General features: G+C 63.5%; 19 protein-coding genes. 11 read left to right on the forward strand and 8 right to left on the reverse strand.

The features are described from left to right. The first annotated feature begins 10 nt into the window (after window positions 1-10). The gene (locus tag QYQ99_RS12325; protein ID WP_302092901.1) at window positions 11-2,011 is read left to right on the forward strand and encodes an OPT family oligopeptide transporter; all 2,001 of its coding nucleotides are present in this window, start codon (window positions 11-13) and stop codon (window positions 2,009-2,011) included. Continuing rightward, window positions 2,008-2,826, forward strand: coding sequence for a hypothetical protein (locus QYQ99_RS12330; protein ID WP_302092902.1), 819 nt, complete (start codon window positions 2,008-2,010; stop codon window positions 2,824-2,826). The genes QYQ99_RS12325 and QYQ99_RS12330 overlap by 4 nt, the downstream gene beginning before the upstream one ends. Window positions 2,827-2,876: 50 nt before the next feature. On the opposite strand, the gene QYQ99_RS12335 is transcribed toward QYQ99_RS12330, so the two are convergent. From QYQ99_RS12335 to gatC, 5 genes are all read right to left on the reverse strand, one after another. Continuing rightward, window positions 2,877-3,689: an alpha/beta hydrolase gene (locus QYQ99_RS12335; RefSeq protein ID WP_302092903.1), complete on the reverse strand. Its 813-nt coding sequence runs from the start codon at window positions 3,687-3,689 to the stop codon at window positions 2,877-2,879. Between the two features lie 1,089 nt (window positions 3,690-4,778). Beyond that, on the reverse strand, window positions 4,779-5,471 hold the full coding sequence (locus tag QYQ99_RS12340) for an excinuclease ABC subunit A (protein WP_302092904.1): 693 nt from the start codon (window positions 5,469-5,471) through the stop codon (window positions 4,779-4,781). A gap of 128 nt (window positions 5,472-5,599) precedes the next feature. Then, window positions 5,600-7,057 (reverse strand): Asp-tRNA(Asn)/Glu-tRNA(Gln) amidotransferase subunit GatB, encoded by a 1,458-nt coding sequence (gatB, locus tag QYQ99_RS12345; RefSeq protein ID WP_302092905.1) that lies wholly within the window; start codon window positions 7,055-7,057, stop codon window positions 5,600-5,602. 114 nt (window positions 7,058-7,171) lie between these two features. Then, a complete protein-coding gene (gene gatA, locus QYQ99_RS12350) occupies window positions 7,172-8,662 on the reverse strand; it encodes an Asp-tRNA(Asn)/Glu-tRNA(Gln) amidotransferase subunit GatA (RefSeq protein ID WP_302092906.1) in 1,491 nt (496 codons plus the stop codon). A gap of 21 nt (window positions 8,663-8,683) precedes the next feature. Beyond that, window positions 8,684-8,983, reverse strand: a complete 300-nt coding sequence (gatC, locus tag QYQ99_RS12355; protein WP_003070403.1) for an Asp-tRNA(Asn)/Glu-tRNA(Gln) amidotransferase subunit GatC — start codon at window positions 8,981-8,983, stop codon at window positions 8,684-8,686. A 212-nt stretch (window positions 8,984-9,195) separates the two neighbouring features. Here gatC and QYQ99_RS12360 point away from each other — a divergent pair, with 212 nt between their 5' ends. The 4 genes from QYQ99_RS12360 to mrdA all read left to right on the forward strand — a co-directional run bounded on the left by QYQ99_RS12360 (window position 9,196) and on the right by mrdA (window position 13,991). Continuing rightward, on the forward strand, window positions 9,196-10,239 hold the full coding sequence (locus tag QYQ99_RS12360) for a rod shape-determining protein (RefSeq protein WP_003059473.1): 1,044 nt from the start codon (window positions 9,196-9,198) through the stop codon (window positions 10,237-10,239). A 165-nt stretch (window positions 10,240-10,404) separates the two neighbouring features. Further along, on the forward strand, window positions 10,405-11,421 hold the full coding sequence (gene mreC, locus QYQ99_RS12365) for a rod shape-determining protein MreC (protein ID WP_302092907.1): 1,017 nt from the start codon (window positions 10,405-10,407) through the stop codon (window positions 11,419-11,421). Beyond that, the gene (gene mreD, locus QYQ99_RS12370) at window positions 11,418-11,936 is read left to right on the forward strand and encodes a rod shape-determining protein MreD (protein ID WP_302092908.1); all 519 of its coding nucleotides are present in this window, start codon (window positions 11,418-11,420) and stop codon (window positions 11,934-11,936) included. Before mreC ends, mreD begins: the two co-directional genes overlap by 4 nt. Before the next feature lie 102 nt (window positions 11,937-12,038). After that, a complete protein-coding gene (mrdA, locus tag QYQ99_RS12375; protein WP_302092909.1) occupies window positions 12,039-13,991 on the forward strand; it encodes a penicillin-binding protein 2 in 1,953 nt (650 codons plus the stop codon). A gap of 49 nt (window positions 13,992-14,040) precedes the next feature. Here mrdA and QYQ99_RS12380 read toward each other — a convergent pair whose 3' ends face one another. Continuing rightward, entirely contained in the window at window positions 14,041-14,799 is a 759-nt protein-coding gene (locus tag QYQ99_RS12380; protein ID WP_302092910.1) for a sulfite exporter TauE/SafE family protein, read from the reverse strand. 574 nt (window positions 14,800-15,373) lie between these two features. After that, on the reverse strand, window positions 15,374-17,041 hold the full coding sequence (locus QYQ99_RS12385) for a GMC family oxidoreductase (protein ID WP_302092911.1): 1,668 nt from the start codon (window positions 17,039-17,041) through the stop codon (window positions 15,374-15,376). Between the two features lie 306 nt (window positions 17,042-17,347). Between QYQ99_RS12385 and QYQ99_RS12390 the strand changes: the two genes are divergently transcribed. From QYQ99_RS12390 to QYQ99_RS12410, 5 genes are all read left to right on the forward strand, one after another. After that, the gene (locus QYQ99_RS12390) at window positions 17,348-18,475 is read left to right on the forward strand and encodes an MlaE family ABC transporter permease (protein ID WP_302092912.1); all 1,128 of its coding nucleotides are present in this window, start codon (window positions 17,348-17,350) and stop codon (window positions 18,473-18,475) included. Window positions 18,476-18,601: 126 nt separating this feature from the next. Further along, complete coding sequence (locus QYQ99_RS12395; RefSeq protein ID WP_409811643.1) at window positions 18,602-19,462, forward strand: ABC transporter ATP-binding protein; 861 nt, start codon at window positions 18,602-18,604, stop codon at window positions 19,460-19,462. Then, on the forward strand, window positions 19,462-20,409 hold the full coding sequence (locus tag QYQ99_RS12400; RefSeq protein WP_302092914.1) for an MlaD family protein: 948 nt from the start codon (window positions 19,462-19,464) through the stop codon (window positions 20,407-20,409). Before QYQ99_RS12395 ends, QYQ99_RS12400 begins: the two co-directional genes overlap by 1 nt. A 108-nt stretch (window positions 20,410-20,517) precedes the next feature. Next, window positions 20,518-21,201 carry an ABC-type transport auxiliary lipoprotein family protein gene (locus tag QYQ99_RS12405; protein WP_302092915.1) on the forward strand — a complete coding sequence of 228 codons (684 nt, stop codon included), beginning with the start codon at window positions 20,518-20,520 and terminating at the stop codon, window positions 21,199-21,201. A gap of 172 nt (window positions 21,202-21,373) precedes the next feature. Next, the gene (locus tag QYQ99_RS12410; RefSeq protein WP_302092916.1) at window positions 21,374-21,871 is read left to right on the forward strand and encodes a hemerythrin domain-containing protein; all 498 of its coding nucleotides are present in this window, start codon (window positions 21,374-21,376) and stop codon (window positions 21,869-21,871) included. Between the two features lie 83 nt (window positions 21,872-21,954). Here QYQ99_RS12410 and QYQ99_RS12415 read toward each other — a convergent pair whose 3' ends face one another. After that, window positions 21,955-22,602 carry a MarC family protein gene (locus QYQ99_RS12415; protein WP_302092917.1) on the reverse strand — a complete coding sequence of 216 codons (648 nt, stop codon included), beginning with the start codon at window positions 22,600-22,602 and terminating at the stop codon, window positions 21,955-21,957.

Here is a 22,602-nt window from a genome sequence, read left to right on the forward strand (position 1 = left end):
CGCTTGCACAATGAATACTCCAATCAAGAGAGAGTTCACCTTCCGTGGCGTGCTGCTTGGCGCGCTCATCACCCTGGCGTTCACCGCCGCCAACGTCTATCTGGGGCTCAAGGTCGGGTTGACCTTTGCCTCGGCGATTCCCGCTGCCGTGATCTCCATGGCGCTGCTCTATCGCTTCAAGGATTCCAACATCCTTGAAAACAATCTGGTGCAGACCCAGGCTTCCGCAGCCGGCACCTTGTCCTCGGTGATCTTTGTGCTGCCGGCACTGCTCATGCTGGGGCTGTGGACGGGTTTCCCGTTCTGGCAGACGGCATTGATCTGTGCGGCTGGCGGCACATTGGGCGTGCTCTACACCGTGCCCCTGCGTCGCGTGCTGGTGGTGCAGTCCGAGCTGCCCTATCCCGAGGGCGTGGCCGCTGCCGAGGTCTTGCGCGTAGGCGACGATCAGCGCCACGCCCATGACCCGCAGAGCCTGGGCAAACCGCGCAGTTCGGGCTTGCGCGAGCTGGGCTGGGGCACGGGGCTGGCCGCGCTGTTCGGCTTTCTCAGCGGCGGTCTGCGCCTGCTCGGCGATGCCTTCAATTTCTGGATTCCCGCAGGCGGCGTGGCCTTTCGTGTGGCGGCGGGCTTCTCGCCTGCCCTGCTGGCCGCCGGCTATCTGATGGGCGCGGCCGCAGGCATTGCCGTGCTTGTGGGGCTGGCGCTGTGCTGGGGGGTGGTGGTGCCCTGGCTGACGGCCCAGGCTTCTCCTGCGGCCGGCCAGGCGCTCTCCGAGCTGTCCACCCAGCTTTGGGGCAGCAAGGCCCGCTTTCTGGGTGCGGGCGTCATCGGCATCTCGGCGCTGTGGACCGTGGCCACGCTGGCCAAGCCGATTGTCCAGGCGATTCGCAACCAGCCTGTACGCAGCGTCGCCGAGGGGGGCGGTGGCGACGAAACCGACAAGGACATGCCGCGCAGCTGGATGTTGATGATAGGAGCCGCCGCCCTGGGCGTGCTGTTCCTGGTTGTCAATGACTTCATCGCCGGGCATATGCCCGATCTTGCCGCTGGCGCGCGCTACGGCCTGGCAGCCCTGTGCGTGCTGTTTGCGGCCCTGTTCGGCTTTCTGGTGGCGGCGGCCTGTGGCTATATGGCCGGTCTGGTCGGCTCTTCGGCCAGTCCCATCTCGGGCATCGGCATCATTGCCACCTTGCTCATGGGAGTGAGCCTGCTGGCGCTGCATGCTCTGGTGCCGGCCTATGCCAGCGCCGTGGCGGGGCAGATGGGCATTGCACTGGTGCTGTTCATGGTCTCGGCCGTTCTGGCCATGGCTGCGATCTCCAACGACAACCTGCAGGATCTCAAGACCGGCTATCTGGTGGGAGCCACGCCCTGGCGTCAGCAGATCGTGCTCATCATCGGCTGCCTTGTGGGCGCGCTGGTCATACCGCCCGTGCTGGATCTGCTCTACAACGCCTACGGTTTTGCGGGCAGCATGCCGCGTGCCGGCATGGACCCGAATCAGGCCCTGGCCGCACCGCAGGCCACGCTGATGATGCAGATTGCCAGCGGCATCTTCAAGGGCTCGCTGGACTGGAGCATGCTGGGGCTGGGCGTGGCCGTGGGCATTGCCGTGATCCTGGTCGATCTGGCCCTGCGCAAGAGTGGCAAGGGCGCGCTGCCGCCGCTGGCCGTGGGCCTGGGCATCTATCTGCCGCCCACCATCGGCCTGACGCTGACCATCGGCGCGGTGCTGGGCTGGTGCATTGCCAGAGCCATCAAGGCCTATGCGCAGCGCGGCGGCAAGGACTGGACGGCGGCGGCCGAGGAGCGCGGCCTGCTGCTGGCCTCGGGCCTGATCGTGGGCGAGAGCCTGATGGGCCTGCTGATTGCGGCACTGATTGGCTTCAGCGGCAAGGATGCGCCACTGGCCCTGGTGGGTGAGGGCTTTGCGCCCGCCATGTGGCTGGGCCTGGCCTATTTCGTGGGCCTGTGTGTGTTCTTCTATCGCCGGGTGCTGCGCAAATGAGGACCGGAAAATTCGATGGGGAGCAGGCCGAATACCGCCGGGGCAATTTCGGCTTCGCGCATGAGTGGCTGCAGGAGTTCAAGACGCTGGACGAGGTGCTGGAGCGGCTGGACGCGCTGCGCGCCGCCGACCCAGCGCACCGCTACCTCTGCACGCTGGACGATGTGAGCCAGTGCAGCTACACCAGCGGCCATGCGAGCCAGGATGAGCGCCTGTATCTGGACAGTCCCGAGGACATGGATTGGGACGACCCGGCGCAGCAGCAGGCCCTGACGCTGGCATCGCTGCAGCACCGGGTGGCGCAGCTGCAGCGGCCTGAACTCGTGCAGGACTGGACGCAGGTCTGCGGCACGCTACTCTTGTCGCCGGAAGACGTGAATGCCCTGCTGCAGGCCAACCGCAGTCCCGAGGCCCTGCTCGACGAGGTGGTCTATGTCCAGCGTCTGCCCGTGCCCAGCGACGAGCTGATGATTGCGGGCCAGCCCAACGGCTATTTCAGCGCGGACTGGGACAGTTTCCAGAACCACGCGGTCATCCGCCATCTGGCGGCGCAATATGGCTATCGCTTCTTCGGCATGGGCGCTGCATGGATGGGCTTTGTGCGCGCCAGCTTGCCCGATGCGATGCGGGTCGAGCGGCTGATCGAGGATTTGCGCATGCTCTACGGCCAAGGGCAGGACGAGGTGCGGGAGCATGCGGGCTGGGCACAGCTGGCGTCCGTGCTGCTGACGCGGCGCACGCTGATGCTCGGTTATGCCGAGGGGCTGGCCGAGAACCTGGATGAAGGCCTGGGGCTGGATCTGCCTGCGGAGTAAAGGCGCATCGCCACGCTGACAGCGCTTGCCGCATCAGCGCCAGAGGCCTTTCAGGCCTGTTTTTTCTGGCCGTCCACAAACTGCTCTATGGCGCTCCAGAAGCCGTTGGCGCGGAAGATGGTCGAATGGTTCGCCTGGGCGAATGCCTGCACCTGCACCGCCTTGTCCCTGAGGCTGTGCAGCAGGGCATCGGTGCGCTCGGGCAGCACCACCTGATCGCGTCCGGCGCGCAGCACCAGAATCGGCCCTTGGTAGTTGCGCAGATGCGCGGCAGAGTCGAACGGGTCGCGCAGCAGCAGTTCCACGGGCAGCCAGCCATACATGCCGCGCACCGTGTTCAGAATGCTGTCGAAGGGAGTGACCAGCACCAACTGGTCCGGCTGGCGCAGATCGGCCACGGCAGCCGCCACGCCCGTGCCCAGGCTGCGGCCGATCACGGTGATGGGCAGCTGAGGGTGCAGGCGTTTGACCTCGTCGAACAGGGCAGCGGCATCGAGCTCCATCAGCTCCTGCGTGGGCTCGCCCTCACTGGCGCCATAGCCGCGGTAGGCCAGCATATAGATATCGCTGTGCGGCAGGCTGCGCGACAGCTGCTGGCGCCGGTGGGCAATGTTCTCGGCATTGCCTCCAAAGTAGATCACCGCATTGCGCGCCTTGCCGTCGGCCGGGTGCAACTGCCAGCCTCGCAGCAGCACATCGGCGCGTTGCAGCGAGAAATCGGTGCTCTCGGCCGCCACCTGCGTGCCGCCGCCCGGAAAAATCATCTGGCGCTGCTGCGCAAACATATAGCTGCAGATACAGATATAGACCGCCAGGCACAGGGCCAGCAGCCAGAGCAGGGGCTTGAGCAGCTTTGAGAACATGGAGCGCAAAAGTATGGGATTTGCGCCGGATTGTGCGCAGATTTGTGTGGGTTTGGTGTGCGCTTTACCTCGGCTTTATGTAAGCGGGGGTTTGAGGAATTGATAGCGGGTGGCACTGGTGTTGCCTGCGGCTGGGGCTTGTTTGGCTCGTGTTTTGTCTTGACCGCATGCCTGCTTGGTTTTCAGAGAGCGGGTCTCGGCCCGCCTGCCGACTTACTTTCTTGCTGGTGCAAGAAAGTAAGCAAAGAACACAGCCCCTGCTGCCCACGACCCCTTCGCTGCGCTCTGGGGCGACCTGCGCCGTCAAGCTCTTGGGGCTGTGCGGCAAAACTCACTTCGCGTCTTCGACGCTCCGTTCAAACAGGTTGCCGCAGACTGGATGACGATGCAGTTGCACTCTGTGGTGCAACTGCCAACCCCAAGAGCTTGCCGTCGCAGGCGTGGGCACAAGGGGCAATACCGGATGCGGGATAGCTTCTTTGGAAAATTAATAGCTGCTACCGCAATACAGATAAGCGAAAGAAGCCAATTTCGTCATAACTCTCGCAGGCCGTCCGTACCCGCTTCCACCCGTGTGTCAGCGCCTGCGGCACGCGGGTCAGGCTGCGGGCAACGCTGCCGCAGGACAGCGTTGCATCGTCATCTGACTTGCGGCAACGTGTTTGAGCGGCGCGCGCAGCGCAAAGCGAGTTTTGCCGCACCGCAGACTGAATGGCGTGACGCAGGTTTGCCCGCAGCGCAGCGAAGGGACGCAGACAGTCGGGGCGTGTTCTTTTGCCTTCTTTGCTTGCACGAGCAAGAAAAGAAGGTCGCGTGCCGGGGCGAGACCCGGCCTCTGTCGTGTACGACGACGCCGAAGGAAATTTGAGAGCCGCTTGCGATTATGGTGATTGGGCTGGGGGCGGATTTTGCTTGAAGTCTCTGCTTCGGCGACATGCCTGATGAGTGGACAGTGGGCGGGTCTCTGCCCGCCATGCCGACCTACTTTCTGCTGCCGGTATGCCGGACCACCAGAAAGTAGGCAAAGAGCTGGCCCCTACTGCCCCCGTTCCTTCGGCTGCGCCTGCGAGGGGAGCAGACACCTAACTATCACGCCCCCGGCAAAAAATACCCCGCCTTGTGCTGATTTCGAGAACTGCTCACACACAGCTTCAGTCGCGCTTCCATGTACTGGCGCACTTCCGAGCGGTCACACATCTGCGCCAGGTCTTCCCAATACAGCAGGCTGGTGAAAGCCGACTTGGCAGGCTCAGCGGTATCGCCTTCGAGCACTTCTGCGGCGCGCGCAGGGGGGGGAACATAGACAGAGCCATTCACCGGGGCGTAGTGCTGCACCGGGCGGCCTGCGGCTTCCTCCTTGCGGCGCGAGGTCAGCACAAAGTAATGCTGGCGGGCGTCGGCCAGATGCGGTTTCTTGTCGGCGTCAAACACCTTGTCCAGGCGCTCCAGCCCTTTGGCCACATCGGCGGCGTAAGTCCAGTTGCTCAGGTATTTGGTCTCGATGAACAGAAAGACCTGGCGTGCGGGGTCTGAGATGACCACATCGGCCAGCTTGCTGCGCAGGCGCTCGTGGCACAGGTAGGCGTGGGTGTCAAACGAGATATGGGGGCTTTGAATGCCCAGGTCTTCGTGGCCCGTGACTTCCTGGATGTAGCGGTTGAACTGGACGATGCGCTTGGCATAGCCGGCCGTGAATTCGTTGAAAAAGTAGCCGGCAAAGAACTTGGTGCAGAGGTTGCGTTCTTTTTCAGATTCGATGAGGGAAGCGTTCGAGAAGATCACTGAAATTTTCCTGAGCCGCGCGGCGCAGGGCATGGAGACGGCGGACCTGGATGTCCGGCAAGCAACAAGGCCGCAGGCATGTGCTGCCTGCGGCCTTGAACGGTGGGTTGGCGCCTGGAGTTGGCGGCTTAGGCCAGCTTGGCCTTGAGCAGCTCGTTGACCTGGCCGGGGTTGGCCTTGCCCTTGGAGGCCTTCATGACCTGGCCGACCAGGGCGTTGAAGGCCTTGTCCTTGCCGGCGCGGTATTGCTCCACGTTGGCGGGGTTGGCGGCGATGACCTCGTCGATGATGGCTTCCAGCGCGCCGGTGTCGTTGGACTGCTTGAGGTCCTTGGCGTCGATCACGGCGTCCACATCGGAGCCTTCGCCGGTCCACAGGGCTTCAAACACCTGCTTGGCCGAGTTGTTGCTGATGACATTGCCGTGGATGCGGGCGATCAGGGTGCCCAGTTGCTCGGCGCTGACCTTGACCTGGTCCATGCCGATCTCTTCCATGTTCAGGCGGCGCGAGATCTCGCCCATGATCCAGTTGGACGCCAGCTTGGGCTGGCCGCAGGCCTTGGCGGCGGCTTCAAAGTAGGCGGCCATGGCCTGGCTTTGCGTCAGCGTGGTGGCGTCGTACTCGGGCAGGCCGTATTGCGCGACAAAGCGCGCGGCCATGGCGCGGGGCAGCTCGGGCATCTCGGCCTTGACTTGGCTTACCCATTCGGGCGCCACGACCAGCGGGGGCAGGTCGGGGTCGGGGAAGTAGCGGTAGTCGGCCGCGTCTTCCTTGGTGCGCATGGCGCGGGTCTCGCCCGTGTCGGGGTTGAACAGCACGGTGGCCTGCTGGATCTTGTGGCCGTCCTCGATCTGCTCGATCTGCCAGAGGATTTCGTAGTCGATGGCGATCTGCATGTTCCTGAACGAGTTCAGGTTCTTGATCTCGCGGCGTGTGCCCAGCGGCTGGCCGGGCTTGCGCACGGACACGTTGGCGTCGCAGCGGAACGAGCCTTCCTGCATGTTGCCGTCGCAGATGCCGATCCAGGTGACGATCTTGTGCAGCTCCTTGGCGTAGGCCACGGCTTCGGCGGTGGAGCGGATATCGGGCTCGGTCACGATTTCCAGCAGCGGCGTGCCGGCGCGGTTCAAATCGATGCCGGACTGGCCGATGAACTCGTCGTGCACCGACTTGCCGGCGTCTTCCTCCAGGTGGGCGCGCACCAGGCGCACGGTCTTGAGGACGTTGTTCTTGCCTTCTTCCAGATAGAAGCTGACTTCACCGCCTTGCACCACGGGGATCTCGAACTGGGAGATCTGGTAGCCCTTGGGCAGGTCGGGGTAGAAGTAGTTCTTGCGCGCAAAAATGCTGCGCGGCGCAATCGTCGAGCCCAGCGACAGGCCGAGCTTGATCGCGCATTCCACGGCTTTTTTGTTCATCACCGGCAGCGTGCCGGGCAGGGCCAGGTCCACGGCGCAGGCCTGGGTGTTGGGCTCGGCGCCGAAGGCGGTGCTGGCACGGCTGAAGATCTTGCTGTTGGTCGCCAGCTGGGTGTGGGTCTCGAAGCCGATGACGACTTCGTAGCCATTGATCAGTTTCACAGTCATTGTTCTGTGTGTCCTAACTGCTAAAAGAGAAGCTGCTTGCGCTTTATTTGATTGGATTTCAGGTTGTTTTGATGCTGAAAGTCAGTCATTGCAAGCGCAAGCAGCTATTAATTTTTAAATGCCAACAGGGCTCTTCAGGTGGAAGTCGGTCGCTTGCTGGAAGCGGTGGGCCGCGTTCAGCAGCTTGGCTTCGCCGAAGTAGTTGCCGATCAGCTGCAGGCCCACGGGCATGCCGCCGTCGCCAAAGCCTGCGGGCAGGCTGAGGCCGGGCAGGCCGGCCAGCGATGCGGGCAGGGTGAAGATGTCGGCCAGGTAGTTGCTCACGGGGTCGGCCTTGCCGCCAATTGCCCAGGCGGTTGTCGGCGCGGCCGCGCCGGCGATGACGTCGCAGTCCTTGAAGGCGGCCTGGAAGTCGTCGGCAATCATGCGGCGGATCTTCTGTGCCTGCAGGTAGTAGGCGTCGTAATAGCCTTCGGACAGCACATAGGCGCCGATCATGATGCGGCGCTTGACCTCATCGCCGAATCCTTCGGCGCGGGTCTTCTTATACATATCGTTGAGGTCTTCGTACCTGGCGGCGCGATGGCCGAACTTCACGCCGTCAAAGCGCGACAGATTGGACGAAGCCTCGGCCGGAGCCAGGATGTAGTACACGGGCACGGACAGCTCGGTACGCGGCAGGCTCACGGGAACCAGCTTGGCGCCCAGCTTTTCGTATTCCTTGAGCGCGGCGTCCACGGATGCGCGGACATCGTCGGACAGGCCTTCGCCAAAGAACTCGGCGGGCACGCCGATGCGCAGGCCCTCGATCGAGTCACCCAGGCGGGAGCTGAAGTCCTCGGCGGGGTAGTCCAGGCTGGTGGAGTCGCGGTCCAGATCGGGGCCGCACATTTCGGACAGCAGCAGCGCGCAATCTTCGGCACTGCGGCCCATGGGGCCGGCCTGGTCCAGGCTGGAGGCAAAGGCGATCATGCCGTAGCGGCTGGCGCGGCCGTAGGTGGGCTTGATGCCGGTGATGCCGCAGAACGACGCGGGCTGGCGGATCGAGCCCCCGGTGTCGGTGCCGGTCACGGCCGGGGCCAGACGCGCGGCCACGGCGGCGGCCGAGCCGCCCGATGAGCCGCCGGGCACGCGCTCGGTGTTCCAGGGGTTGCGCACGGGCTGTGCCGCGTCAAAGCCCACGGGGGCCACGGCCGAGTTCTCGTTGGCGCCGCCCATGGCGAATTCGTCGCAGTTGAGCTTGCCCAGGGTGACCACGCCGGCATCGGCCAGCTTCTTCACCACGGTGGCGTCAAACGGCGATTGGTAGCCTTCCAGCATCTTGCTGGCGGCGGTGGTGGGGAAGTCCTTGGTGACGAAGATGTCCTTGTGCGCAATGGGCACGCCGGCCAGCTTGCCGCCTTGGCCGGAGGCGATCAGGGCGTCGGCCGCCTTGGCCTGGGCCAGGGTGGCGTCTTCATCGATGGCGACAAAAGCGCCCAGGTTCTGATGCTGCTTGGCGCGGGCCAGGAAATGCTGGGCGGCTTCGGTGGCGGAGACCTGCTTGGCGCGCAGTTGCGCGGCCAGCTCGGCCACGCTCAATTGGTGGAGTTCGGTTTGGCTCATGTTTTTGTGTGTCCCGCGCGTTTATTCGATGACCTTGGGTACGAGGAAGTAACCCTTCTCGGCTGCAGGGGCGTTCTGCATGTTGGCGTCGCGGTTATTGCCTTCACTTACCAAATCGTCACGTAGCCGTAAGGCGACGTCCTGAATGGCTGCCACCGGATGTGACAGGGGGCTGACGCCCGAAGTATCCACAGCCTGCATTTTTTCGACGATGCCGAAAAAGTTGTTTAGTTGCGCGAGCATGCGCTTACTTTCGTCTTGCGACAGCTCAAGGCGGGCCAAGTTGGCGATGCGCGCAATGTCTTGATCGTTCAATGCCATAGAAATTATTTAACAGGGCCGCCGCGTGTAAAGCAGTGTTTCTAACCCTGACAGTAGAAGTTATTCACAGGGGATACGGTATTATCTCGGCTTTGCCGCAATACCTCCGTTCGGCTGGTCATTGTGCAAAAAATGCCCACTACCCAGACTCCATTACCTTACATCCCGGCGACGGCCAGCCGATGCGCACGCCGTGCCTGAGAGGACCTTGAATGTTCGGAGCTTTCCGTCGGTACTTCTCCACCGACCTTGCCATTGACCTTGGCACAGCTAACACCCTGATTTTCGCCCGAGACAAGGGCATTGTTCTGGACGAGCCTTCGGTGGTTGCGATTCGTCACGAAGGCGGCCCCCACGGCAAGAAGGTTATCCAGGCTGTCGGCCGCGAAGCCAAGGCCATGCTGGGCAAGGTGCCCGGCAACATCGAAGCCATCCGTCCCATGAAGGATGGCGTGATCGCCGACTTCGTGATCACCGAGCAGATGATCAAGCAGTTCATCAAGATGGTGCATCCGCGCTCGGTGCTCACGCCCAGCCCCCGCATCATCATCTGCGTGCCCTGCGGCTCCACCCAGGTCGAGCGCCGCGCCATCAAGGACGCCGCCGAAGCTGCGGGCGCCACGGCCGTGTACCTGATTGAAGAGCCCATGGCAGCCGGTATCGGCGCGGGCCTGCCCGTCTCCGAAGCCTCTGGCTCCATGGTGGTGGACATCGGCGGCGGCACGACCGAAGTGGGCGTGATCTCGCTGGGCGGCATGGTCTACAAGGGCTCGGTGCGCGTCGGTGGCGACAAGTTCGACGAGTCCATCATCAGCTATATCCGCCGCAACTACGGCATGCTGATCGGCGAGCCCACGGCAGAACTGATCAAGAAGCAGATCGGCTCGGCTTTCCCCGGCTCCGAAGTCAAGGAACTGGAAGTCAAGGGTCGCAACCTGTCCGAGGGCGTGCCGCGCAGCTTCACCATCTCTTCCAACGAAGTGCTGGAAGCGCTGACCGATCCGCTCAACCAGATCGTTTCCGCCGTGAAGAACGCGCTGGAGCAGACGCCTCCCGAGCTGGGTGCCGACATTGCCGAACGCGGCATGATGCTGACTGGCGGCGGCGCGCTGCTGCGCGACCTGGACCGTCTGCTGGCCGAAGAAACCGGTCTGCCCGTGCTGGTGGCCGAAGAGCCGCTGACCTGTGTGGTGCGCGGCTGCGGCATGGCGCTGGAGACCATGGATCGCCAGGGCAGCATCTTCACCAGCGATTAATCGCTGTGCAATGTGGTGTTTTGCGGCACGCGGCATAGTGCGCGTACCGCAGCCACTTCCATGAACAGGGCCTGAGTCCGTGATACGCCTGCTTACCGCGCTCTCTTTTTGCATTCCTTCTGATCAAGGAGGCCGTGCGCATGCTGCCATGCTGCGGGAACACGCATGAGCCTGGACACCCTGGACCACCGCGCCCCATCGCTGTTCAAGCAACAGGCATCGCGCACTTCCCAGCTTGCCCTCTACAGCGCCTTGGCGCTGTTTTTGATGGTGGCCGATGCGCGTTTCAAGATCACCACGCCAGTGCGCTCTGCCTTGTCGGTGGCGCTGTCGCCCGTGCAATGGGTGGTGGCCCAGCCGGTGCTGGCCTATCAGAACGCCAGCCGCTATGCCGAAGTGCAGCAGCAGGCCGTGGCCCGCGAGGATGCCGCGCGCAAGGAGCTGGTCGTCATGGCTCAGCGGGCCGAACTGGCCGATGAGCTGATCAAGGAGAACGAGCATCTGCGCTCCATGCTGGAGTTGCGTGAGCGCTCGTTGACGCCGGGCCAGGTGGCCGAAGTGGTCTATGACAGTCCTGACCCCTATACGCGCCGCGTGGTGATCGACAAGGGGCAGGCCGACGGGGTCGAGCCGGGCTCGCCCGTGCTGGATGAAAAAGGCGTGGTCGGTCAGGTCACACGTGTCTACCCGACGCGCGCCGAGGTCACGCTGCTCATTGATCGCGATCAGGCCATTCCCGTTTTCAACCCGCGCACCGGTGCGCGCAGCGTTGCCTATGGCGATGCATCCTCGACCCGCGCCGGCGGGCTGGAGCTGCGCTTCATGCCCAGCAATGCGGATGTACAGGTGGGCGATTTGCTCACTACCAGCGGTATTGACGGGCTTTATCCCTTGGGTCTGCCCGTGGCCAAGGTGGTGACGGTGGACCGCCGTGCCGACTCTGCCTTCACCCGCATCTACTGCGAGCCCGTGGGCCGCGTGCAGGGCGTGCGCCATGTCATGGTGCTCAAGCCCCAGGGCCGGACCGAGCATCCCGAGGCTGCCAATATGCAGGCCCAGGTCGATGCCGGGAAGTCCGACCGCGCTGCCAAGGCACGTGGCAAGAAGGAAGCGGCCGCTGCCGAAAAGGAGAAGGCCGCCGCCGAGAAGGCGGGGACCAAGCCTGAAAAGGATCCCGCATGATCATGCCGCGCGGCCAGCAGCTGTTGCTGCCGGTCAATCCTCTGTTCATCGTCGTCACCCTGGTGATCGGCCTGGCTGTCAATATGCTTCCGCTGGGCCGCATCGTCTGGCTGCCGGACATGCTGCTGCTGCTGCTGGCCTTCTGGAGTTTGAACCAGCCGCAGCGCGTGGGTCTGGGCATCGCCTTTGCGCTGGGCCTGGTCATGGATGTGGACCGAGCCTCGCTGCTGGGCCAGCATGCGCTCGCCTACACCTTGCTGGTCTTCGTGACGGGCTGGATGAGTCGCCGCCTGCTCTGGTTTTCGAGCCCCGTGCAGGCCCTGCACCTGCTGCCGGTGTTTGCTGCGGCGCACGGCATTCAGGTACTGCTGCGTGTCGTGACGGGGGGGATCTTCCCCGGACTGGAGTTTCTGATCGCTCCGGTGATCGAGACTTTGCTGTGGCCTGTGGTTAGCGCTTTGCTGCTGGCGCCGCAGCGCCGCGCGCCTGACAGCGATGAAAACCGGCCTCTGTGAGATGCATTCCCTCTTGAGTCGCTTCGCGCTTTCCTGCCTCTTGCTTTGCGGGGCAGGACGGCAGCCTCGCTGCGGGGCGGCTTTGTTTGCTGGTGTTGTCGCATGATGGAGATCCGTAATACCGAAGTCGAGCTGCAGCGCTTCCGGATGCGTGCAGTCGTCATGTGCTGCGTGGTATTTCTGGCGTTCTGTCTGCTGGTCTGGCGTCTGCTGGTGCTGCAGGTCGAGCGCCATGAGGAATTTGCCGAGCGGGCCGAGAGCAATCGCACGGCGGTGGTGCCCATCGTGCCCAACCGGGGCCAGATACTGGACCGCAACGGCGTGGTGCTGGCGACCAATTACTCGGCCTATACGCTGGAGATCACACGCTCCAAGGTCGAGGACCTGGACGAGACCATCGAGGGGCTGTCCGGGGTCATAGAGATCACGCCGCGCGACCGCCGCAAGTTCAAGCGGCTCATGGATGACTCCAAGAGCTTTGAGTCGATTCCGATCCGCTCGCGCCTGACGGATGAGGAAGTGGCCAAGTTCGCGGCTCAGCGTTATCGCTTTCCGGGCGTGGACATCAAGGCCCGCCTGTTCCGCACCTACCCGCTCAAGGAAACCGGCAGCCATTTGATCGGGTACATCGGTCGTATCAATCAAAGGGAAAAGGAAGAGATCGACGATTCCGACGATGCGGCCAACTACCGCGGCACCGAGGTCATGGGCAAGCTGGGGGCCGAAAAGAGCTATGAGCTGCAGCTGCACGGCCAGACCGGCTGGGAGGAAATGGAAACCTCGGCTGGCGGTCATGCGGTGCGCCGCCTGGGCAGTCGCCCTGCCACGCCGGGACACAGCCTGCAGTTGTCGGTGGACATCAAGCTGCAGAAGATGGTGGAAGACCTCTACGGCAATCGCCGCGGCGTGGCCATCGCCATGGACCCGCGCAACGGCGAGGTGCTGGCCATGGTCAGCAAGCCGACCTACGACCCGAATCTGTTTGTCGACGGTATCGACCAGGAGAGCTGGAAGGCACTCAACGAATCGCTGGACCGCCCGTTGCTCAACCGCTCCATGCGCGGCACCTACCCTGTGGGCTCGACCTACAAGCCCTTCATGGGCCTGGCGGGCCTGGAGACCGGCAAGCGCACGCCGGGCACGGTGATCCAGGATGGCGGCTCCTGGACGTTCGGTGGCCACACCTTCCGCTCCGGCCATGCGCTGGGCCCGGTGGATCTGGCGCGCGCCATCCAGCATTCCAGCAACGTCTATTTCTACACTCTGGCCAACGAGATGGGCGTGGATGCGATCCACGACTTCATGAAGCCGCTGGGCTTTGGCCAGATCACCGGCATCGATCTGCCCGGCGAGGTGCGCGGCGTGCTGCCCAGCAAGGAGTGGAAGCGCAAGACCTACAAGCGCGCCGCCCAGCAGCAGTGGTTTGCAGGCGAGACGATTTCTCTGGGTATCGGCCAGGGCTACAACAACTTCACCATCCTCCAGCTCTCGCATGCGCTGGCCACGCTGGTCAACAGCGGCATGAGCTTCACGCCCCATGTGGGCAAGGAGCTGATCGACTCCGTCACCGGCACGCGCACGGCCATTGTTCAGCCAGCTCCCGTCAACCTGGGCTACAAGCAGAGCAATGTCGATGCCGTCAAGCGTGGCATGGTCGGAGTGGTGACCGGTGGCACTGGGCGTGGCGTATTCGGCAGTGCCAGCTATCTGTCGGGTGGCAAGACCGGCACGGCCCAGGCCGTGAGCGTGGGCCAGAAGGAAAAGTACAACGCTGCGCGTCTGGCCGAGTATCAGCGCGACCATTCGCTCTATATCGCCTACGGTCCGGCCGAAGCGCCCAGGATTGCCGTGGCCGTGATTGTGGAGAATGCCGGCTTCGGTGCGGCGGCGGCCGCACCTATCGCACGCCGCATCCTGGACTACTGGCTGGTGGGCAACTATCCCAGTGAGGCGGATATTGCTGCCGTGCGCCAGGGCAAGGCAGGCCCACCGATCGGCACACCGCGCCGTGTGGAAGATATCTCGGTGCTGCCCGACGACGAAACAGCACCTTGATAAATTGAGAGCGGCTGACGCTTTTAACGCAGGGGCTTAACGCAAAGGCTTAACGCAAAAAAGCGTCGTAACCTGTCTTCAGAATCAGCAGGCTGACCACGCCGATGAAAATCGTGCGTACAAAGCCCGTTCCGTGGCGCAAGGCCATCCAGGTGCCCAGCATGCTGCCCAGCACGTTGGCCACGGCCAGCGGGATGGCAAAGTGCCACCAGACATGGCCCTTGAGGGTGAACAGCAGCAGTGCTGCAGCGTTGGAGGCCAGATTCAGCAGCTTGGCGCTGGCCGAGGCGTTGAGGAAGTCATAGCCCAGCAGGCGCACGAACAGGAACACGAAGAAGCTGCCTGTGCCGGGGCCGAAGAAGCCGTCGTAGAAGCCGATCAGCAGGCCGATGGTGCTGGCGGTCAACATCTCGGTGCGGCCCGCCAGGCGCGGCTCATGGTCGCGGCCCAGCTCTTTTTTGGCCAGGGTATAGCCCAGCACGCCCAGCAGGATGAAGGGCAGCAGCTTGCGCAGAAAATCGGGCGAGATCAACGTGACGGCCCAGGCTCCGAGAAAAGCGCCCACCAGCGTCGTGCCGATGGCGGGCACCAGCGTGGCCCAGGTGATATGCACGCGCTTGCTGTACTGCCAGGCGGAAATGGCCGTGCCCCAGACGGCGGCGCTCTTGTTGGTGCCAAACAGCGTGGCGGGCGTGGTGGTGGGGAAGGCGGCAAACATGGCCGGCACCAGAATCAGTCCGCCGCCTCCCACGATGGCGTCAACAAACCCGGCCAGGGCCGAGGCGAGGGAAACAAGAATCCATTCCATGGAGTAAATGCCTGCAATTGGTGCATGCCGTGAGCAGCGCCCGTTGCCGCTGGGGCGGCGCTGCCGGAGGCGGGATGAAGAAGCCAGGGGAGAGCGGGCGTGCATGCCCGAAGATGGCGCCGGCATTGTCGCACTGCTGCCTCAAGCTTGTGTGCAGGCATAAAAAAAGCGCCCCCTGAGGGGCGCTTTTGAACGCATCTTTGATGCTTTTATATGTATTGGTCTGGTTGTGTCGAGTTGTCTCCTCGGCCCTCCATGCTGCTTCGTGGAGCAGCGAGAGTGACGAGAATGTAAGGGCTGCACCTGTGTGGTGCATTGGGGAATTCCCTTGGGTTATATCAAAAACGTCTGACAAATGAATCAGAAAGCTTCGTGACATCCTTAGGAGTTTTGCGATATTTCAAAAACAATAGCGTCATATGCTTATAAGTAAAAGATCTCTGAGGGCTTTGATCCATAGGACATGACGCCGCGCGGGATTCTTCCGCCCGGACAGACTTGGCGCTCCAGAGCGAATTTCAGGCGCTCACGGGCTTGTCGTAGTGAATCGCTCGGCTTTTTGAGAGGCCGTTTTTCAGGTCGCGTCACGAATCCACTGCGCCGCCTTCTCGGCCATCATCAGCGTCGGGCTGTTGGTATTGCCGCTGGTGATGGTGGGCATGGCGCCGGCATCGACCACGCGCAGGCCTTGCACGCCTCTCACCTTGAAACGGCTGTCCAGGACCGCCATCGGGTCGTCGGCGCGCCCCATCTTGGTGGTGCCCACGGGGTGGAAGATGGTGGTGGCGATATCGCCGGCCAGACGCGCCAGCTCCTCGTCGCTCTGGTATTGAGCACCGGGCTTGAACTCTTCGGGCTGGAAGCGTGCAAGTGCCGGCTGGCTGACGATGCGCCGCGTGACGCGCAGGCTGTCTGCCGCCACCTGCCGGTCTTCTGCCGTAGACAGGTAATGGGGGGCGATGGCAGGCGCCTGGTGGAAATCCGCGCTTTGCAGTTGCACCGTGCCGCGGCTGCTGGGGTTGAGGTTGCAGACGCTGGCGGTGAAGGCGGCAAAGTCGTGCAGCGGCTCGCCAAAGGCATCCAGTGACAGCGGTTGCACGTGATATTCCAGATTGGGGTGGGCCAACGCCGGATTGCTGCGTGTAAAGGCCCCGAGTTGCGAGGGTGCCATGCTCATGGGGCCGCTGCGCTTGAGTGCGTATTCCAGGGCGATGGCCGCCTTGCCCCAGAGGCTGCCGGCCATGGTGTTGAGCGTCTTGGCGTTCTGCACCTTGTAGACCGAGCGGATTTGCAGGTGGTCCTGCAGATTGGCGCCCACGCCGGGCAGATCGCGGCGCACGGCCACGGCATGGCGGTGCAGCAATTCGCCGGGGCCTATGCCCGACAGCTGCAGGATATGCGGCGAGTTGACCGCACCCGCGCAGAGCAGCACTTCGCGCCCGGCCTGCACGGTCACCATCTCCTCTCCGGTCCAGACTTCGGCGCCGGTGCAGCGCTGGCTGCCGTCCGGCAGATCTTCCAGAAGCAGCCGGCGCACCTGGGCGCGGGTCCACATCTCGAAGTTGGGGCGGCCGTAGCAGGTGGGACGCAGAAACGCCTTGGCCGTGTTCCAGCGCAGACCTGACTTCTGATTGACTTCAAAATAGCCCACGCCCTCGTTGCAGCCGCGGTTGAAGTCATCGGTGGCCGGAATGCCGGCCTGCTGCGCGGCCTGGGCAAAGGCGTCGAGTATGTCCCAGTGCAGACGCTGCTTCTCCACCCGCCATTCGCCGCTGCCGCCTGTGCTTTTGCTGCCGTGCAGGCGCTTGAATTCCTCGCTGGGGCTGCCTCCGGCGTCGAGACGCCAATGGTCCTCGTGCTGCCGGAAGGCCGGCAGCACCTGCTCCCAGCGCCAGGTGTCGTCGCCGGTCAGCTCGGCCCATTGCTCGTAGTCGCGGGACTGGCCGCGCATATAGATCATGCCGTTGATGCTGGAGCAGCCGCCCAGTGTCTTGCCGCGCGGGTAGCGAAGGCTGCGGCCGTTGAGCCCGGGGTCGGGTTCGGTCTGGTAGCGCCAGTCGGTGCGCGGGTTGCCTATGCAATAGAGATAGCCCACAGGGATATGGATCCAGTGGTAGTCATCCTTGCCGCCTGCTTCGATCAGCAGAACCCGGTGATTCTTGTTGCGGGTGAGGCGGTTGCACAGCAGCGAACCTGCTGTGCCGCCGCCGATGACGATGTAGTCGAACTGGGTGTCACTCATGGGAAGATCAAAAGGCCGGCCAGGCACAGAGGCCAGAGCGTCGGGCAGTCATGGGCAAAAAGGCTGGTTCATTAGGTGTGATGAGCTTGCAGGTGTCGATAGGGAAAGCGCTCGCATACTCCTGTTTTGGAAGCTGTCGGCGCAGTGCTGGTTTTGACTTTCGCGGGTTTTTGATAAAAATTGCAACGCTATCATTGCGTGGCATGCGGCAGCGGCCTACGTGCTGCGTTTGGCATGCTCCTCACTGGGCGCGTTATGCTGGCCCCAGTGGCCAGCCGTCTCCCTCATGTCCTAGGAAGCTTTTCTTTGCCCAGCTCAGACCAACTACCTCAATGCCCGCTGCAGTCCCGCGAAGGTCAGCAATGGGCCGTGCCTGTGGGCCGCTGGAGTGCTGCCGAGCTGGGCGACCGTCATATCTGGCGTCAGCTGGCGCCGCAGATCAGGGCGGTGCCCAAGGGCGTGGCCTGGGATTTGCAGCAGATGGTCTGGCTCGACCATATCGGTGCGCAGCTGCTGTGGGAGCAATGGGGCAAGGCCTGGCCGGCCCAGTTGCTGACGACCAAGAACCAGCGCTCCATGCTGGAGCGTGTGGCCAGGTTCAGCGAAGTGCCCAAGCCCAAGCCGGAGCCCTCGGGATGGATGTGCGAGGTCAATCGACTGGGTCAGATGGTGATCGACGCCTGCGGGCACTTTTCCAACTTGATTCAACTGGTCGGTCAGTTGCTGCTGGACTGCCTGCGGCTGCTGCGCAATCCGTTTCGTGGCCCCTGGCGCGATATTTCAGGCCACCTCTATGCGACGGGGGCGACTGCCTTGCCGATCACGGCACTGGTCGGCTTTCTGATCGGTGTGGTGCTGGCCTATCTGATGGCGCTGCAGCTGCGCCAGTTCGGGGCCGAGTCCTTTATCGTCAACATTCTTGGCATTTCGCTGATCCGCGAGCTGGGGCCGCTGCTGGCGGCGATTCTGGTGGCAGGGCGCAGCGGCTCGGCCATTACGGCGCAGATCGGCGTGATGCGCGTGACCGAAGAGCTCGACGCCATGCAGGTCATGGGCATCTCACAGGGCTACCGGCTGGTGCTGCCGCGTGCGCTGGCGCTGGCCGTGTCCATGCCGCTGGTGGCTTTGTGGACCATTCTTGCGGCACTGGCTGGCGGCATGGTCGCGGCGGACCTGACCATGGACATCACGCCGTCTTACTTCATTCAAAGCCTGCCTGCGGCCGTAAAGATCGGCAATCTGGTGCTGGCCATGGGCAAGTCCGTGGTGTTTGGCGTGTTGATTGCCCTGATCGGCTGCCATTGGGGCCTGAAGGTAGAGCCCAATACCCAGAGTCTGGGGCGCGGCACCACGGCGGCGGTGGTGTCATCCATCACCATGGTCATCATCGTGGATGCCATCTTTGCCATCCTCTTCAGAAACGTGGGCTTTTAGGATGAACTACCCCCTGTGCGGCTTCGCCGCTTCCCCTCAAGGGGACGACACCTTCGCTGCGGGGCGGCCCTTGCTCGGCGGCTCTGGCTTGGGTCGCGCCAGCCTCGCGCGGCGGGGGGCACGCAAATGACAGAGGTGATGCAGAACCGTCGTATCGAGGGCGCCGTGGGCGACTACGCGCCGCCGCAGGATGTGAAGCCCTTGGTGCAGGCGGTGGACCTGTGGACCGAATTTGGCGAAGGCGCGTCGCGCTTTGCCGTGCACCAAGACTTGAACTTCGATGTCTACCCGGGCGAGATTCTGGCCCTGGTGGGAGGCTCTGGCACGGGCAAGACGGTGCTGCTGCGCCAGATTCTGGGGCTGCTCTCGCCATCGCGCGGTACGGTGACCGTGGATGGCAGGCCCTCGCGCGAGGTCATCAGCGGCGAGCTGGCGGCGAGTCAGGTGGGCATGCTGTTCCAGCAGGGCGCGCTGTATTCGGCCTTCAACGTGCTGGACAACATCGCGTTTGCGCTGCGTGAGCAGGGCACCTTGCCCGATGCCGTGGTGCGTGATGCGGCCATGGTCAAGCTGCAGATGGTGGGCCTCAAGCCCGAGCATGCCTCGCGCATGCCTGCAGATCTGTCGGGCGGCATGATCAAGCGCGTGGCGCTGGCACGTGCGCTGATGATGGATCCGCCGCTGCTGCTGCTGGACGAACCCACAGCTGGACTGGACCCCAAGGGCTCGGACGAGTTCTGCGAGTTGCTGCGCGATATCCATGCCGAGCTGGGCCTGACCGTGATCATGGTCACCCACGATCTGGATACGCTGTTTGCACTGTCCACACGAGTGGCCGTGCTGGCCGAGAAAAGAGTGCTGTTCACCGGAGCTCCGCGCGATGTGGCCCGGATCAAGCACCCGTTTATCGAACATTTCTTCCAGGGAGAGCGTGGCCGCCGTGCCATGGCCCCGGTGCAAGGCGGCATGGCCGCAGAGGAAAGCTGATGGAAAACAAGTCCCATGCCATGGCTGCCGGCATCTTCGTGCTGGTGGTTGCGGCCCTGCTGGCAGGGCTGGCCGTCTGGCTGACGCGTGACAACCGCGAATACCAGCTCTATGAAATGTCCACCAAGGACGGCGTCAGCGGCCTGCAGCCCCAGGCCACGGTGCGCTACAAGGGCGTGCCCGTGGGCAAGGTGGTGCGCATCGGTTTTGACCCGCAGATTGCCGGCAATGTGTTGATTCGCATTGCCGTGGGCGAGGACACGCCGGTCACGCAGGCCACCTACGCCCAGCTTGGCTATCAGGGGGTGACGGGGCTGGCCCATATCCAGCTCGACGATGACAGCAAGTCTTCGCAACCGCTCAAACCCGGGCCCAGCGGCCTGCCGCGCCTGACCATGAAGTCGTCGCCGCTGAACATGCTGGCCGACCAGGGGCCGGTGCTGCTGGAGCGGGTTGACGAAATTTCACGCCGCCTCAATGCCATGCTGGATGAGGACAACCAGAAGCGGGTGAGCGTGGCGCTCGACAATATCGCTGCCGCATCCGGCGGGATCAAGGACCTGGCCGAGACCATGAACAAGACGGCCAAGGACTTTCCGCAGATCACGGCAGATGCGCATCAGACTCTGCAGTCCCTTACCAAGGCCGGCAATGCCGCCACGGGCGTGGCGACCGATCTGCAACAGACCGTGCGCAAGGTCAATGCCCCCGACGGCCCGCTGCAGCAGATTGCCGAGGGCACGCAGGCTCTGTCGCAGGCGGCCGAGTCGTTGGGACGCAGCACCCTGCCGCGCATGAACGGCGCGGCCGACGATGTCTCGCGCGCGGCGCGCAGCATGGGCGCTGCTGCGGGCCGCTTCAATGACAACCCGCAGTCCGTCATCTACGGTCAGGGCCTGGGCCTGCCAGGCCCCGGCGAGCCCGGTTTTGTGGCTCCGGCCAAGTGAATCGGCAACAAGGACACGACTTGCGCAAACTCGGATCAGGCAGGGTGTTTTTTGCGATAGGAATTCCCGTTGTCCTTTCCCGTTGGCGCCAGTCCTAAAGGAATCAATATGGCAGACACAAAGCTTTCACTCACAGGCCGCAGAGCATGGCGATTGCTGGGCGCTTCTTCTCTGGTGCTGGCGCTCGCAGCCTGCTCAGGCCTGCCCACAGCTCCCACGCAGCCGGTGCGCTATGACCTGGGCATGACCGACCTTGTGGTGCCGGCCGCCAATGCAGCCGCTCCTTCGGTGGCGCCGGTGCCGCTGGTGCTGGCCGAAGTCCAGGCTCCAGGCCTGCCCGAGGGCCTGACGGCCATGTTCTACCGCCTGAACTACAGCGACAGCCAGCAGCTGCGTGCCTACCAGAACGCGCGCTGGAGCCTGCCTCCGGCCCAGATGGTGGAGCAGCGTCTGCGCATGCGTCTGGGGCTGGAGCGTCCCGTTCTTTCGGGCAAGGACAATGTCCGCGCGGTGCTGGCCGACAAGCGCTCGATTGCGCAGCTGCGCGTGACGGTGGACGAGTTCAGCCAGGTCTTTGACAGTGCCAGCAGCAGCCGTGCGCTGCTGCGCCTGAGTGCCAGCCTGATTGGTGCCGGCGAGAGTGCAGGCAACCAGTTGCTGGGCCAGAAGGTGTTCACGGTCGAAGTGCCTGCTGCTGCAGCCGACGCAGCCGGCGGTGCCCAGGCCATGGCGCGTGCGGTGGATGAGGCGGCTGCCCAGCTCAGCCGCTGGTTGCAGGGTTACGGGCGCTAAGGCCCGACGAGCCCCAGGCATTGCCGCTCCCAAAGCCCTGTCATGCAGGGCTTTGTTGATTCCGGGCAAGTCCTGGCTGCCGGCGGGCAGCTGCTTTGCTGATGTGGGTCAATGGCCGGATCAGGTCTTGTTCTTAAGCTGCCAGTTCCTCAATCTCGCACAAGGAACTGCCATGGCCAGCCTCGAATGGAATGCCGCTCTCATCCTGGATTTTCCCGTCATGGACGCGGTGCATGAGGAGTTCGTTGCCCTGCTGGCCCAGGTGGAGGCCGCCGCCGACGAGCAGCTGTGTGCTCGATGGGACGAGCTGATTGCCCACACCCAGCAGCACTTCGATCAGGAAGACCGCTGGATGCAGACCACGGGATTTGCCACGGTCAACTGCCACAGCCAGCAGCACAAGGTGGTGCTGGCCGTCCTGCGCGAGGGGGCGGTCAAGGCAGAGCAGGGTGATCTGGCCACCATCCGCCATATGGCGGCCGAGCTGGGCCCCTGGTTCAGCCACCATGCGCAGAATATGGATGCCGCCTTGGCCCTGCATATGCGCCGCTCGGGCTTCGATCCGGTCAGCGGCGCAGTGATGATGCCCGAGGCCTTGCCGACTGAGCCCATTACCGGCTGTGGCGGCGCCTGCGGTGAAGCTGAAAAAAAGGAAGTGGTAACTGCCTGAAACTGGCACTCGCCAAGGCGAGAGACAGCGAGCAAGCGCCGCTGCCGTCCCCCTTGGGGGAAGCGGCGTAGCCGCTCAGTGGTTCAAGGGTAAATCGCCGGGGAGGCCAGGATGGGGAAGATCTTGATCAGGCCTCCCGCCATCACCTCGATGGCCAGCGCGGCCAGAATCAGGCCCATGAGCCGGGTCATCACATTGATGCCGGTCTTGCCCAGCACGCGGGCAATCGGGTGGGCCAATGAAAAGCACACCATGATGGCAGCAGCCACCACCACGCCGTAACCGACCAGTGCCACATGCTGCCAGATGGTACGCGCCTGATCGGCATAGATCACCACGGTGGACATGGCGGCAGGCCCGGTCAGCAGCGGAATGGTCAGCGGCACGACGGCAATGCTGTTGCCCTCGGCGGCCTTTTCGACGCCGGCTGCCAGAGTGGCATTGTTGGGGCGCTCTTCGGCAGGGCGTGCGTTGAGCATGTTCATCGCGCTGATCAGCAGCAGCAGACCGCCGCCGACCTGAAAGCTTTGCAGCGAGATATTGAAGAACTGCAGAATCTGCAGCCCCAGCAGGGCGCAGACCGCAATCACGCAGAACGCTGCAAAGGCGGCGGTGCGAATGGTCTGCCAGCGCTGCTCGGCGTCGAAGCCGGCCGTGTAGTGGATGAAGAATGGGACGATGGCCAGCGGGTTGATGATGGCGACCAGGGTGATCAGCGGCTTGATATCCAT

Source organism: Comamonas testosteroni (assembly GCF_030505195.1).
GTDB classification, from domain to species: Bacteria; Pseudomonadota; Gammaproteobacteria; order Burkholderiales; family Burkholderiaceae_C; genus Comamonas; species Comamonas testosteroni_G.

Bases quoted from the DNA above. Each gene is read 5' to 3' on its own strand.
- QYQ99_RS12405 (WP_302092915.1), top strand. From the start codon at position 20,518: ATGGCAGACACAAAGCTTTCACTCACAGGCCGCAGAGCATGGCGATTG.
- mreD (WP_302092908.1), top strand. From the start codon at position 11,418: ATGATCATGCCGCGCGGCCAGCAGCTGTTGCTGCCGGTCAATCCTCTG.
- gatA (WP_302092906.1), bottom strand. From the start codon at position 8,662: ATGAGCCAAACCGAACTCCACCAATTGAGCGTGGCCGAGCTGGCCGCG.
- mrdA (WP_302092909.1), top strand. From the start codon at position 12,039: ATGATGGAGATCCGTAATACCGAAGTCGAGCTGCAGCGCTTCCGGATG.
- QYQ99_RS12395 (WP_409811643.1), top strand. From the start codon at position 18,602: ATGACAGAGGTGATGCAGAACCGTCGTATCGAGGGCGCCGTGGGCGAC.
- gatB (WP_302092905.1), bottom strand. From the start codon at position 7,057: ATGACTGTGAAACTGATCAATGGCTACGAAGTCGTCATCGGCTTCGAG.
- QYQ99_RS12400 (WP_302092914.1), top strand. From the start codon at position 19,462: ATGGAAAACAAGTCCCATGCCATGGCTGCCGGCATCTTCGTGCTGGTG.
- QYQ99_RS12385 (WP_302092911.1), bottom strand. From the start codon at position 17,041: ATGAGTGACACCCAGTTCGACTACATCGTCATCGGCGGCGGCACAGCA.
- QYQ99_RS12410 (WP_302092916.1), top strand. From the start codon at position 21,374: ATGGCCAGCCTCGAATGGAATGCCGCTCTCATCCTGGATTTTCCCGTC.
- gatC (WP_003070403.1), bottom strand. From the start codon at position 8,983: ATGGCATTGAACGATCAAGACATTGCGCGCATCGCCAACTTGGCCCGC.
- QYQ99_RS12330 (WP_302092902.1), top strand. From the start codon at position 2,008: ATGAGGACCGGAAAATTCGATGGGGAGCAGGCCGAATACCGCCGGGGC.
- QYQ99_RS12335 (WP_302092903.1), bottom strand. From the start codon at position 3,689: ATGTTCTCAAAGCTGCTCAAGCCCCTGCTCTGGCTGCTGGCCCTGTGC.
- QYQ99_RS12380 (WP_302092910.1), bottom strand. From the start codon at position 14,799: ATGGAATGGATTCTTGTTTCCCTCGCCTCGGCCCTGGCCGGGTTTGTT.
- QYQ99_RS12415 (WP_302092917.1), bottom strand. From the start codon at position 22,602: ATGGATATCAAGCCGCTGATCACCCTGGTCGCCATCATCAACCCGCTG.
- QYQ99_RS12360 (WP_003059473.1), top strand. From the start codon at position 9,196: ATGTTCGGAGCTTTCCGTCGGTACTTCTCCACCGACCTTGCCATTGAC.
- QYQ99_RS12325 (WP_302092901.1), top strand. From the start codon at position 11: ATGAATACTCCAATCAAGAGAGAGTTCACCTTCCGTGGCGTGCTGCTT.
- mreC (WP_302092907.1), top strand. From the start codon at position 10,405: ATGAGCCTGGACACCCTGGACCACCGCGCCCCATCGCTGTTCAAGCAA.